Below are 12,425 nucleotides of genomic sequence, written 5' to 3'. Positions count from 1 at the left end.
GAGGGGACGTCACCGCTCATCATCATTCATATCATGAACCTTGATGTCTGCCAGGAACGGCAGCGCCTCGCCTACCTCGTGAACCTTCGAGTAGCTCCGCGAATCCACGGGCGAGAGGCATGCCAAGGCAGGAGCGTAAGCCCAATGAGCCAGCCCCAGAGGACGGGAATGTTCTCTTGGAGGAAATCCTCCAAGGATGAACCATAGCCAGGGCGACCCGAAAAGAGCGCGCATCCACCGCACGGTCTGACCGTCGCTGATCGCTTAACAGATCCTTCGCCGTATGCCTACAAGAGCAGAGCCCAACCAGGGCGAATGAGGGCGAGCGGTGCGAAACAATAGGCCCCACCCCCACCGTCACGCGGCCGCCCGCGTGACCACCCCCCTTCCGGGCGCAGGCCAGGCTCTCGCCATGCCGGCGAGGCCGCTCACCCTCGGTGGCGTCCGGCGGGCGGGCACCGGCGGGGGCGTGGTCACCTGAGGGCGAGCAGCACTCCGAGCACGGGAAGGGCGAGCAGCTTCACGCCTTCCAGCGCGATGTAGACCCGGTGGAGCGAGGACGGCCCGGGCTCGGCGCCGTCGATGATCAGCCGGGCCCGGCGGTCGAGGCGGGGGCGCAGGACGAGCACCTGGACGGCCAGCAGCACCCACAGCCCGGCGACCAGCCCGGCCGCGACGGCGCCCGGCGGCGACACGACGGCCGCCGCGGTCAGCACGACCAGCAGGACGGCCTCGGCGGCGTTCAGGGCGCGGAACACCAGCCGTCCGATGCCGAGTCCCAGGGCGAGCGTGACGCCGGGGGCCCGGAACTTGAGCGGCGCCTCGATCAGGGAGATCGCGGCCACCATGCCCCACCAGACGAACGGCGCCGCGACCAGCAGGACCCCGGCGGCCGTCATCGGGGCTCCTCCGGTCGTGCCGGGACCCGAGCGGCGAGCGTCTTGGGGGCGACCTGACGGAAGGCGTCCGCGACGATCTCCCCGATCTCGTCCCAGTCCAGCGGGACGTCCAGGTAGACCCCGAGCCACCCCCGGTGACCGACGTACGGCGGCCGGAAGAACCGGTCCGGCTCGGTCTCGACGAGCTCCTGCTGCACACCGGGGGCGGCGGCGCACCAGAACGCGAGCCGGTCGTCGTGGTGATGGTCGGCGAACATCACGAACGTCTTCTTCCCCCGGACGAACCAGGTCGGCTCGCCGTGGCTGAGCCGCTCGGTCGTCTCGGGCAACGCGAGGCACCGGGCGCGCAGCCGTTCCAGCTGGTCCACGCTCCGACGATATGACATCGATCAGTTGTTCGGGCACGATTCGGGATGGCTGGCACAGGGACCTACCCCGGCCCCACCCTCGGCGCGCTCGCCGCGCGCGACCGGAACGGCGAGCGTCACTCGCTGCGCTGGATCCTCGTCCACATGATCGAGGAGTACGCCCGGCACAACGGCCATGCCGACCTTCTGCGCGAGCGCCTCGACGGCGTCGCGGGCGAGTGGCGCCGCCGGAGACCGTCAGCCCGCGATGCGGACCGGGTTGACCAGGTCGGCGTAGATCAGCAGGCCGCCCATGACGACCAGCAGGGCCGCCATGACGTACGTGAGCGGGAGGGCCTTCGCCACGTCGACGTACCCCGGCATCGGCCGGCGGCGCACCCGGGCGAGGGCGCGCTTGACGCCCTCCCACAGGCCGCCCGCGATGTGGCCGCCGTCGAGCGGCAGCAGCGGGATGAGGTTGAACATGCCGACGGCGAGGTTCAGCCCGGCGAGCAGGTTGATGAAGACGACGATCTTGTTTTCGAGGGAGATCTGCGAGGCCGCGATCTCACCGCCGATGCGGCCGGCTCCCACGATGCCGATCGGGCCGTTCGGGTCGCGCTTCTCACCCGAGAACGCGGCGTCCCACACCCCGACCATCTTCTTCGGGATGTTGACCATGGAGACCGCGGTCCGTTCGGTGAGGTCCCACATCTGGCCGATGACGTAGCCGGGGCCCTGGCGCTCCACGACGGCCGTGGGCGCCACGCCGAGGAACCCGACGTTCTTGTCGATCTTCTCGGGGTCGTCGAGCGACGGCCGGTCCTGGGCGATCAGGTCGACGTTCAGCGTGAGGGCCTGCCCTGCGCGCTCGACGCCGAGCGTGGTCGTCCCCGCGCCGTGGGCGCGGATCAGCTTGGTGGCCGCCTCCCAGCTGGAGACGGAGGTGCCGCCCACGGACGTGATGCGGTCGCCGGGCCGCAGGCCGGCCTTGGCGGCGGGGGTGAGCGGGTCGTCGGCCCGGCAGTCGCGGCTGTCCGCCTCCGCCGCCGGGATGACGCACTTGGACACCGAGGACACCGTGGGCTTCAGCACCTGCACGCCGAAGCCCATCATCACGATCGCGAACAGCACGAAGGCCAGCACGAAGTTCATCGCCGGGCCGCCGAACATGATGATGACCTTCTGCCACCACGGCTTCCGGTAGAAGACGCGCTTCTCGTCGCCCGGCCGGATCTCCTCGGACGCGACCGCGCGCGCGTTCTCGATGAGGCCCTGCCAGGGGCCGGTGGAGACGCTGCGGAGCGTGTTGGGGTCGTCGGACGGGCGGGGCGGCAGCATCCCCACCATCCGGATGTAGCCGCCGAGCGGGATCCACTTCACGCCGTACTCGGTCTCGCCGCGCCTGCGCGACCACAGCGTGGGCCCGAAGCCGACCATGTACTGCGTCACGCGCACGTTGAAGAGCTTGGCCGGGACGAGGTGCCCGATCTCGTGCAGCGCGATGGAGACAAGCAGGCCGACGAACAGGACAACGAACCCGGCTGCGAAGAGCCAGCTCATCAGGGCGTACCCCCGGGACGGAGAAGGTGCCTCGAAAGACCTCGCACCTTTCGAGAGTAGCCCACCATACCCGCGGGGGGCTGGTCCCGAAGCCGGTTCGGGTTGCGCGGCCGTGACCTAAACGGGACACTTCGTTGACACTGCGCATCCAGTCGATCACCCTTTGATGGACCGCCCTGAGGGGAGAATCTTGATCCGGATCCTGGTGGCCGCACACCTTCCGCTGGTTCGGCGCGGCCTGGTGGCGTCGCTCGACGGCGAGAGCGATCTGGAGGTGGTGGCCGACGTCGGCTCGGGTGAGGACATCGTGCCCGCCGCTCTCGACGCCCGGCCCGACGCCGCCGTGATCGACACGGACCTGCCCGGCGTGGACGGCCTGAGCGCGGCCGCCCGGCTCGGCGAGAAGGTTCCCCGCTGCCGGGTGATGGTGCTGTCGGGCCAGCCGAACCCGGGACACGTGAAGCGGGCCTTCGCCGCCGGCGTGCTCGGCTACATGAGCATTCAGGTCGGCCCCGAACAGCTCGCCGACGGCATCCGGCGCATCACGAGCGGCCGCCGGGTGGTCGACTCCGACCTCGCGGTCGCGGCGCTGGAGGCCGCCGACAACCCCCTGACGCGGCGCGAGCTCGACGTGCTCAGGCTCGCCGCGGCCGGCGCCCGCTCGAAGGAGATCGCGGCGGAGCTGTCGCTGTCGGTCGGCACCGTCCGCAACCACCTGACCCGGGTGCTGTACAAGACCGGCGCCCGCAACCGCGTCGACGCGGTCCGCATCGCCAGCGACTCCGGCTGGATCTGAGAGCCCGGTCACGCCACCGTCGTGGAGGGCCTGCGCAGCGGGTGGGCGGGCATCGCCCCGCCGAGGAACGGCAGCCCGGCCGGCTCGCCGTGCAGCGCCGCCCCCGCGGCCAGCAGCACGCCGGCCGTCCCGGTCGCCAGGTCCATCGACAGGCGCAGCAGCCGCTCCCCGGGGAACGCGAGGTGGCCCTCGTGGCCGACGGCGTGCCAGGACAGGGCCGCGAGCTGCCGGGCCGCCTCCGGGTCCTCCCTGCCCCAGCCGCCGGCCCGGTCTCTGCACAGGTACGCGATGATCCCGGCCCGTCCGGCGAACAGCCCGGACTGGAGGTAGAACGGCGCCCGGGCGGCCAGGTCGAGCCGCGCCCGCGCGGCGGCGAGGTCGGGGTCGGGCCGGTAGTGCAGCAGGTCGCCGAGCACCCACGCGATCCCCACGGCGCCGCCGCCGAGGTACGGCGAGGTCCGCCAGCCCTCGTTCACCTGGAGTGACCCGTCGGCCTGGCGGACGCAGCGGCGCAGGTCGTCACGGATCGCCCGCTCCGCCTCGTCGAGCCACCGGGCGTCGCCCGTCTTCTCGAACAGCCGGAGGAACAGCAGCGCCGCCCCCGACGGGCCGTGCATGAGCCCCGCCGGACCGCTGAGCCGGGGTGGTCGCGCGGCCACCAGGTCGGCCGTCTCCAGCGCGTCGTCCAGGGCGCCGAGGCAGATCTGGTTGAGCCCGATGCCCGAGAGCCCGCCGTACAGGCCGGGGCCGAGGTCGCGCCAGGGCCGGGCCGAGACGGTCTCCAGCACCTGCAGGGCGGCCTCCCGATGCCCGAGGCGGGCGAGGGTGTGGGCCACGCCGTGCAGGCCGTCGAAGAAGCCGGGCGGGACGTCGCCGCCGGCCCGCAGGGCTCGCTCCACCAGCCACCGCTCGTGCTCGGGGCGGACCTCCGCGCCCGTGGCGTGCAGCGCGTACAACACGCCGGCGGCGCCGTGCGCGAGGCCGAGCCCGGCGCCGGGGCGGGCGAACTGGGCCGGGTCGCCGGGGAAGAGGCGGTCGTCGCGGCCGGGGGTGGCGGAGGCGAGGACGGCGTCCGCCATCGAGGCCCGCATCTGCCGCCAGCCGGTGGTCTCGGGTGCCTTGCGGCGCGGGCCGCGCCCGGCCACCCGGGCGGCGGGCCGCACGAACGCCTCCGGGACCGGGAAGAGCCTGCGGATCACGTCGGCCAGCTCCGCCGCCTTCCCCGCGTCGAGCGCGAACAGCTCGGTGAGCGGGAGGAACAGGGCGAGGCGCAGGCAGGCCAGCGCGTGCCGGTCGGCGTCGAGACCGCTCAGTCCTGGGCGCAGGCCGAGCGGCGGCTCGACGTCGGCCGCCTCGCCCACGGGCGCGGCCCGCTCGAAGTCGACGAGCGTGACCCCGCCGTCGGGCCGGACGATGACGTCCCCGGGCGTGAGGCCGCCGTGGACCAGGCCGTTCTCGTGGATCACCGTGACCGCGTCCTCGACCGCGGCGCAGATCCCGGTGACCCAGTCGACGTACGCGGCGAGGTCGCCGGGCCGGGCGCCGCCCAGCGGGTAGCGGGCCGCGAACGCCCGGTCGAGCGGCTCGCCCGCCACCCGCTCCAGCACGAGGACGCGCCGGCGGCCGGCCGTGACGTCGTCCCTGAGCGCCGGGGCCACGCCCAGCCCGGCGAGCCGTTCGAGGGCGGCGCGCTCGCGCTCCAGGCGGGCCGTCGCGTCCGCGCCGAGGGCGTCGAGCCCGGCGTGGGCGCGGGCCTCCTTGAGCACCACCTGCTCCCCCGTCCGCGGGTCCCTGGCCAGGTGGACGCCGCCGCCGTTGGTCAGGTGCAGCACGGCCTCCGGCACGTACGGCAGGGCCGCGGCCGCCCGCTCCGCCTCCTCCGCGTACGGGCGCAGGAAGCCGGGCAGGGGCACCCAGGGCGGTGGGGTGAAGGAGGCGGCCCGCACGTCGGGCACGAGGACGCCGTCGGGGGCGCGGAGGGCCGGCACCGGGCGGCCGTCCGGCGACGGGCAGTGGCGTTCGGCGATGGCGCCGTAGCGCACGTGGACGGGCGCCGGGCCGCACCGCAGGTCGCTGGGCACGTCGGGGCCGCGCAGCCCGTCGAGGGCCTCCGCCAGGCCGCCGACCGCGGTTTCCAGCTCGCGCTCGTCGCCGGGGTAGACGGCGATGAACTTCCCGCTCGCGGCCGGGTCGGCGTACTTGCCGTCGCGGAGGTGGAGGACGGCCGGGGAGCGGAGGAACTTGAACGTGAGGCGCCGGCCGAAGCAGTAGGCGGCCGTCCGGTCCAGGATCTCGGCGGCGTCGTCCAGCCGGGCGGACACGTGGATCTTCCAGCCCTGGTCGGGCGGGGAGCCGGTGGGCGGGCGGCAGACGACCCAGTCGCCCTGCCGGGCGCGCGTCCATCCGGCGGGCACCGGCCGGCCGGCCGCCTCGAAGTCAGGCCCGGCGGCCTCACCCGCCGGCGGGGCGTCGTAGAAGACCGGGTCGGCGCGGCAGTAAAGCTCGTATCGCATCTCCACGATCTCTCGCCCCTTTTCCGGACGTCGCCGCGACAGCCGTACCGACGGTCGCGGCCGGGGGACGGGCCATCGGCGGGCGACCTTCGTCAACGAATGGTACATGAACAGTTACAGAATGTGACGGCTCAGCGGATCAGCCGGCGCGACCGCTTTCGCGGTGCGGTGAGGGCGTCAGGGGCGCCAGATCAGGACGAGCGCGCAGTCGTCGTTGTGCCCCGAGGTCATCGACTGCACGAGCTGACGGGCCCGGTCGCGGAAGTCGGACGGCAGCAGCCGCTCGGCCTCCCCCAGCAGCCGGTCGAGGCCGGAGTCGATGTCGCGGCCGGGCTGCTCGATGAGCCCGTCGGTGAACAGCATGAGCGCGTCTCCCTTGCGGAGCACGCCGCTGTCGGTCTCGCAGTGCAGGTCGGGGACGACCCCGAGCACGACGCCCTTGGCCGTGGAGACGCGCCAGGTGCCCGACCCGGAGTCGAACCGGACGACGGGCGGATGACCCGCCGAGGTGATCGTGTACTCCCCGGTCGACAGGTCGAGGCTCAGGTGGACGGCCGTGACGAACCCCTCGTCGCCGAGCTGGCGATGCAGGTAGGTGTTGCAGGCGCCCAGGAAGTCGTCGACCGACCCGAGCAGGCCGCCGAACGTGCCCGAGAGCATGAGCGCCCTGGTCCCGGCGTCGACGCCCTTGCCGGAGACGTCGACGACCGCCACCTGGACGAGGTCGCCCTCCCGCAGGGACACCACGAAGTCGCCGCCGAACGACGAGCCGCCGGCCTGCTTGAGCACGACCTTGCCGCCCCAGTCCTTGGGCAGCGGCGGCAGCTCGCTCTGCCGCTTCAGGCGGTCGCGCAACTCCAGCAGCATCGCGTCCCCGCGCAGGCCCTGGACCCCCAGCTTGCCGCGGGTGCGGGACATGGCCCACGCGAGCGCCGCGGTGAAGGCCATCGTGATGAGCAGACCCGGACCCACGCTGACGACACCCCTGATCGGGCCCATGTACGTGAGCGAGGCCGTCACCGCGCAGAGCAGCACGGCCAGGCTGCGCAGCCGCAGCCGGAGGCCGCCGAGCAGCATGACCGGAATCAGGAGGGACGGGGAGAACCAGTACACCGAGACCTCGGCGTCGAGCACCCCGATCCCCAGGGTGACCACGACCAGGGCCATCATGAGATTGCGGTCCGTCGACCAGCCCCGCCGGACGAGCCGCACCAATGGCACCAGCAGCGGCACGCGCACCAGGAGCGCGCGCAACCGGGGAGGGATCAGCGGCGCCGAGCGGGAAGTCATGATGAGCTCGACTGTATCCGCCCATCCCTGGTGAAGGCACCCGCTTGACCAAGACCTTGATCGTCGGGCACGGATATTGGGTCGCCCCGCCCGGCGGCTCGCTCCTACCCTTTCTCGGGTGAGCGTCACGGTTCGTCCCATCACCGAGGCCGAATGGCCCGCCTTCGTGGCCGTCGACTACGAGGCCTTCAACTCCTCCTACCCGCCCGAGGTCTCCGAACGCTGGAGGGAGGTCGCGGAGATCGACCGCTCCCTGTCGGCGTTCGACGGCGACCTGATGGTGGGGTGCACCATGGCGCTCAGCCTGACCATGACGGTCCCGGGCGGCCCGATCCCCGTCGCCGGCGTCACCGCGGTCGGGGTGCTGCCCTCGCACCGGCGGCGCGGGGTGCTGTCGGCGCTGATGACGCACCAGCTGCGCGACCTGCACGACAGCGGGCGCGAGGCGGTGGCCGCGCTGTACGCCACCGAGGCCGGGATCTACGGCCGGTTCGGGTACGGCAGGGCCGTCGACAACCTGTTCTTCCGGGTGCCCACGCGGACGTCGGCCTTCGTCCCGCACGCGCCCGCCGACCCGGCGCTGCGCCTGCGGGTGGCCGCGCCGGCCGGGGCGCTGCCCGAGCTGCGCCGGGTGTTCGACGCCGTCCGCCTGCGGCGCCCCGGCATGTACGCCCGGTCGGAGAAGCTCTGGCGCCTCGAGGTGCTCGCGGACGAGGAGCGCGACCGGGGCGGGAACGGGCCGCTGCGCTGCATGATCGTGGAGGACGCCGAGGGGCCGCGGGGCTACGCGCTCTTCCGCGTCAAGTCCCGCACGACCGACCACGACGTGCCCGACGGCGAGGTGCTCCTGAAGGAGCTGTTCGCCACGGACCCCGCGGCGTACGCCCTGGCCTGGCGCAGCGTGCTCGACCGGGACCTCTGCTCGTCCGTGTACGCCTGGAACCGCCCGGTGGACGACCCGCTCGCCCACCTGCTGGCCGATCCGCGCCACCTGAACGCCGGGTGGCTGGACGAACTGTGGATCCGCCTCGTGGACGTGGACCGGGCGCTGACCTCCCGGACGTACGCCGCCCCGGCCGACCTCGTCATCGAGGTGGCGGACGAGCGGTGCCCGTGGAACGCGGGCCGATGGCGGCTCAGCACCGCCAAGGGCCTGTGCGAGCGGACCGGCGACCCGGCCGACCTCACGATGCCCGTGGACGCGCTCGGCGCGGCCTACCTCGGCGGCCGCCCGCTGAGGGCGCTGGCCGACGCGGGTCTCGTGCGGGAGCACCGCGAGGGCGCGCTTCAGGAGCTGTCGGCCGCGATGGCATGGGACCCGAAGCCGTGGACCGGCATGGTCTTCTGACGCCCCTCCCGCCGTACGATCTCCCGGACCCGCGGCGCCGGACGGGAGATCGCGTACTCTCGAAGGCATGGCGCTGCAGAGCTTGCAGATCACGGCGATCACCGCGATGCGGGCCCGCGACGTGTCGCGGCCCACGCGCGAGCAGCAGGAGGCGGCCGACGAGCGGCCGCTGCGCGACGAGACGCCCCGGCGGGAGAGCCGCCGGAGCCGCGGCGACGTCCGCGAGAACCGGGACGCCCCCGACGTGAGGTAGCGGCGGACCCGCGACGCGAGGAGTCCGCACGGCGACGTCAGGTCGCGGCGGTCCCGCGAGGAGCCCGCACGCCCGGTCGTCCGGCCCGCCCGTCAGGGCAGCGGCGGCAGCTCGCCGGTCGTCTCGTAGTCGCTCAACTGGCTGATGCGGCGGGCGTGCCGCTCGGCGCCGGAGAACGGCGTCGCCAGGAAGATCTCGACGAAGCGGGTCGCCTCCTCCGCCGTGTGCATCCGGGCGCCCACGCCGATGACGTTGGCGTCGTTGTGCTCGCGGGAGAGGCGGGCCGTGTCCTCGCTCCAGGCGAGGGCGGCGCGGATCCCGCGCACCTTGTTGGCGGCGATCTGCTCGCCGTTGCCCGAGCCGCCGATCACGACGCCCAGGGAGGCAGGGTCCCCGGCCACGCCCGCGGCGGCCCGCAGCACGAACGCGGGGTAGTCGTCCTCCGCGTCGTAGACGGAAGGCCCGCAGTCCACCACGTCGTGGCCCTGGTCCTTCAGCCAGGAGACCAGGTGGTTCTTCAGCTCGTAGCCGGCATGGTCGGCACCGATGTAGACGCGCACCCCACAAGTTTCCCAGTTCCCGGCAGCGGACACGACCCCGGGGCTGCACTAAAGTAAGTGCCGACGGTGCCATCAGGCCCTTACATCCCGCCCTCCCAGGGCGCCTCTCCCGGAGGACCAGAAGCGTCATGCGCGAGATCCGGTACGTCGGCGACCCCGTCCTGCGCACTCCCGCCGAACCCGTGACCGACTTCGACAGGGAGTTGCGGCGCCTCATCGACGAGATGTTCGCGGTCATGTACTCCGCCGACGGCGTCGGCCTCGCCGGCCCGCAGATCGGGGTCGGCCGCCGGCTGTTCGTCTACGACATCAGCAACCGCAAGGGGCACGTGATCAACCCCGAGCTCACGATCGACGACCCGGAGCAGGTCGTCGAGGAGGAGGGCTGCCTGTCGGTGCCCGGCAAGGAGACCGGCAAGCCGATCTACGCCCCCACCCCGCGGGCCGCCGGAGTGACGCTGCGCGGCGTCGACAAGCTCGGCCGCCCGGTGAGCGTGAAGGCCCGGGGCATGCTCGCCCGCTGCTTCCAGCACGAGTTCGACCACCTCGAAGGCAGCCTGTACGTCGACCGGCTGGGCAAGGACGAGCGCAGGAAGATCCTCCTCCAGGCGCCCTGAACCTCACATCTGGATGGCCTTGACCTCCAGGTACTCCTCCAGGCCGAAGTCCCCCATCTCGCGCCCGACGCCGGAGTGCTTGTAGCCGCCGAAGGGCGCGAGCGGGTTGAACCGGCCGCCGTTCACGGCCACCTGACCGGTGCGCAGCCTGCGGGCCACGGCCAGCGCCTTCTCCTCCGTGCTCGCCCACACCGCCCCCGACAGCCCGTACGGCGTGCCGTTCGCGATCTCCACGGCCTCGTCCTCGGAGCCGAAGGGGATGACCGACAGCACGGGGCCGAAGATTTCCTCCTGCTCGATCGCCATGCCCGGGGAGACGCCCGCGAAGACGGCGGGCTCGACGAAGTAGCCGCGGTCCATGGGGTTGTCGGTGCCGCCGATCACCAGGCGGGCGCCCTCCTCCTGCCCCCGGTTGATGTACCGGATCACGCGGTCGCGCTGGGCGGCCGACACCAGCGGGCCGAGGCGGGTGCCCTCGGCGAACGGGTCGCCCGGCGTGTACGACGCGGCGATCCCGGCGGCCAGCCGCACCGCGTCGTCGTACTGGTCCCAGTGCACGAGCATCCGGGTCAGGGCCGAGCACGTCTGGCCCGAGTTGATGTAGGCCCCGGCCACGCCCGCCTTGACCGCCGTCTCCAGGTCGGCGTCGGGCAGGATGACGTTCGCGGACTTGCCGCCGAGTTCGAGCGCCACGCGCTTGACGGTCTCGGCCGCCAGCGCCGCGACCCGGCGCCCGGCCCGCGTCGAGCCGGTGAAGGAGACCATGTCGACGTCCGGGTGGGCGGCGATGGCCTCGCCCACGACCGGGCCGTACCCGCTGACCAGGTTGAACACGCCTGGCGGCAGCCCGACCTCCTGGAAGATCTCCGCCAGCGCGTACGCCGCGAGCGGCGCCACCTCGCTCGGCTTGAGCACGACCGTGCAGCCGGCCGCGAGCGCCGGGGCGGCCTTGCAGATCACCTGGTGCAGCGGGTAGTTCCACGGCGTGATGGCCCCCACCACGCCCACGGGCTCCCGGACGATCATCGAGTTGCCGACCTTGCCCGCGTCGAACTCGTAGCGGCCGAGCAGCTCGGCGTACGACGCGAGCACGCCCGCGGGCATGAGCGTCTGCACCTTCAGCGCCAGCGCCAGCGGGGCGCCCATGTCCGTGGCGATCGTCGCGGCGACGTCGCCGGCGCGCTCCTTCAGCAGCCCCGCCGCGGCGGCGAGAAGACCCGCCCGTTCCGAGGGCGACGTGGCGGACCACGACGGGAAGGCGGCGCGGGCGGCGGCGACGGCGGCCTCGACGTCCGCGGGCGTGCCCGCCGGAACCCGGTCCACCACCTCCTCCGTCGCGGGGTTGACGACGTCGATGCCCTCACCCGAGGAGGAGGGGACCCAGGCCCCGTTCACGAACAGCTGACGCATGTCCTTCATCCTCGCAAGTCAGCTGTCATATGGCGAGCGGCCGCACCCGCTCGATCTCGGTTCCCGTCAGGAGGACACGGAGACGTTCCGATCAGGTGAAGATCGGGTCGCGGGTCCGGGAGCGCTTCAGCTCGAAGAACCCGTCGGTCCCGGCGACCAGCAGCACGCCGTCCCACAGGCGGGCGGCGGCCTCGCCGCGCGGGATGGGCGACACCACGGGCCCGAAGAAGGCGTTCCCCTCCACGGAGATGACCGGCGTGCCGACCTCCTGGCCGACCAGGCCGATGCCCTCGGCGTGGGAGCGGCGGACGGCCTCGTCGTACTCGTGCGACTCCAGCGCGGCGGCCAGTTCCCGGTCGAGTCCGGCGGCGGCCAGGGCGTCCTCGATCGTGGCCCGGTCGCGCTCGCGGCCCTCGTCGTGGAAGCGCGTGCCGATCTGCGTGTAGAGCTCGCCGAGCACCTGCTCGCCGTACTTGTCCGCGGCGGCGGCGAGCACGCGCACCGGGCCGATCGTCTTCCGGGTGCGCTCGCGGTACTCCTCGGGGATGTCCTTGTCCTCGTTCAGCACGGCGAGGCTCATGATGTGCCACCGGACGTCGATGGGGCGGACCTTCTCCACCTCGAGGACCCAGCGGGACGTGATCCACGCCCAGGGGCAGGCGGGGTCGAACCAGAAATCGACCTGCGTTCGCTCGGACACTGTGCCACCCTCTCACCGGAATGTGATTCCATCGATCGTCAACCCTGGGACATTTCCTGCTATTCCAGGTAGGGCAGATCTCGAATCCCGAACTGTCGCCGTGACATGGCAGGATTCAGGCAATCCCTT

At 72.8% G+C, this 12,425-nt stretch carries 12 protein-coding genes and 1 pseudogene; 5 read left to right on the top strand and 8 right to left on the bottom strand.

Annotated features, from left to right (window positions below):
- Positions 1-473: 473 nt before the first annotated feature.
- Complete coding sequence (locus MPTA5024_RS34305) at positions 474-899, bottom strand: membrane protein (protein ID WP_036331928.1); 426 nt, start codon at positions 897-899, stop codon at positions 474-476.
- A complete protein-coding gene (locus MPTA5024_RS34300) occupies positions 896-1,267 on the bottom strand; it encodes an MmcQ/YjbR family DNA-binding protein (RefSeq protein WP_036331926.1) in 372 nt (123 codons plus the stop codon). Before MPTA5024_RS34300 ends, MPTA5024_RS34305 begins: the two co-directional genes overlap by 4 nt.
- A 102-nt stretch (positions 1,268-1,369) precedes the next feature.
- Here MPTA5024_RS34300 and MPTA5024_RS40360 point away from each other — a divergent pair.
- Positions 1,370-1,486, top strand: a pseudogene (locus tag MPTA5024_RS40360) (mycothiol transferase); the annotation flags it as partial.
- Positions 1,487-1,504: 18 nt separating this feature from the next.
- Here the strand turns inward: MPTA5024_RS40360 and MPTA5024_RS34295 are convergent.
- Positions 1,505-2,809 carry a M50 family metallopeptidase gene (locus tag MPTA5024_RS34295; RefSeq protein ID WP_036331924.1) on the bottom strand — a complete coding sequence of 435 codons (1,305 nt, stop codon included), beginning with the start codon at positions 2,807-2,809 and terminating at the stop codon, positions 1,505-1,507.
- A gap of 190 nt (positions 2,810-2,999) precedes the next feature.
- Between MPTA5024_RS34295 and MPTA5024_RS34290 the strand changes: the two genes are divergently transcribed.
- On the top strand, positions 3,000-3,605 hold the full coding sequence (locus MPTA5024_RS34290) for a response regulator transcription factor (RefSeq protein ID WP_036331923.1): 606 nt from the start codon (positions 3,000-3,002) through the stop codon (positions 3,603-3,605).
- Positions 3,606-3,613: 8 nt separating this feature from the next.
- Here MPTA5024_RS34290 and lanKC read toward each other — a convergent pair whose 3' ends face one another.
- Both lanKC and MPTA5024_RS34280 read right to left on the bottom strand, forming a co-directional pair.
- Positions 3,614-6,118 (bottom strand): class III lanthionine synthetase LanKC, encoded by a 2,505-nt coding sequence (gene lanKC / locus MPTA5024_RS34285; protein ID WP_036331922.1) that lies wholly within the window; start codon positions 6,116-6,118, stop codon positions 3,614-3,616.
- Positions 6,119-6,295: 177 nt separating this feature from the next.
- Positions 6,296-7,408 (bottom strand): PP2C family protein-serine/threonine phosphatase, encoded by a 1,113-nt coding sequence (locus tag MPTA5024_RS34280; RefSeq protein WP_084370221.1) that lies wholly within the window; start codon positions 7,406-7,408, stop codon positions 6,296-6,298.
- Between the two features lie 118 nt (positions 7,409-7,526).
- On the opposite strand from MPTA5024_RS34280, the gene MPTA5024_RS34275 reads away from it, so the two are divergent.
- Together MPTA5024_RS34275 and MPTA5024_RS34270 are read left to right on the top strand one after the other, a co-directional pair.
- Complete coding sequence (locus MPTA5024_RS34275) at positions 7,527-8,756, top strand: GNAT family N-acetyltransferase (RefSeq protein WP_036331919.1); 1,230 nt, start codon at positions 7,527-7,529, stop codon at positions 8,754-8,756.
- 67 nt (positions 8,757-8,823) lie between these two features.
- Positions 8,824-9,009, top strand: a complete 186-nt coding sequence (locus MPTA5024_RS34270) for a hypothetical protein (RefSeq protein ID WP_036331918.1) — start codon at positions 8,824-8,826, stop codon at positions 9,007-9,009.
- A 92-nt stretch (positions 9,010-9,101) separates the two neighbouring features.
- On the opposite strand, the gene MPTA5024_RS34265 is transcribed toward MPTA5024_RS34270, so the two are convergent.
- Positions 9,102-9,569, bottom strand: a complete 468-nt coding sequence (locus tag MPTA5024_RS34265) for a ribose-5-phosphate isomerase (RefSeq protein ID WP_036331917.1) — start codon at positions 9,567-9,569, stop codon at positions 9,102-9,104.
- A 128-nt stretch (positions 9,570-9,697) separates the two neighbouring features.
- Here MPTA5024_RS34265 and def point away from each other — a divergent pair, with 128 nt between their 5' ends.
- Positions 9,698-10,186, top strand: a complete 489-nt coding sequence (gene def / locus MPTA5024_RS34260; RefSeq protein ID WP_036331916.1) for a peptide deformylase — start codon at positions 9,698-9,700, stop codon at positions 10,184-10,186.
- A gap of 3 nt (positions 10,187-10,189) precedes the next feature.
- Here def and MPTA5024_RS34255 read toward each other — a convergent pair whose 3' ends face one another.
- Together MPTA5024_RS34255 and MPTA5024_RS34250 are read right to left on the bottom strand one after the other, a co-directional pair.
- Positions 10,190-11,596 carry an aldehyde dehydrogenase family protein gene (locus tag MPTA5024_RS34255; RefSeq protein ID WP_036331915.1) on the bottom strand — a complete coding sequence of 469 codons (1,407 nt, stop codon included), beginning with the start codon at positions 11,594-11,596 and terminating at the stop codon, positions 10,190-10,192.
- 91 nt (positions 11,597-11,687) lie between these two features.
- Entirely contained in the window at positions 11,688-12,296 is a 609-nt protein-coding gene (locus MPTA5024_RS34250; RefSeq protein WP_036331914.1) for a mycothiol-dependent nitroreductase Rv2466c family protein, read from the bottom strand.
- Positions 12,297-12,425: the final 129 nt, after the last annotated feature.

Source organism: Microbispora sp. ATCC PTA-5024 (genome assembly GCF_000511135.2).
Taxonomy (GTDB): Bacteria; Actinomycetota; Actinomycetes; order Streptosporangiales; family Streptosporangiaceae; genus Microbispora; species Microbispora corallina.
This window is presented reverse-complemented; position numbering and strand designations above follow the sequence as displayed.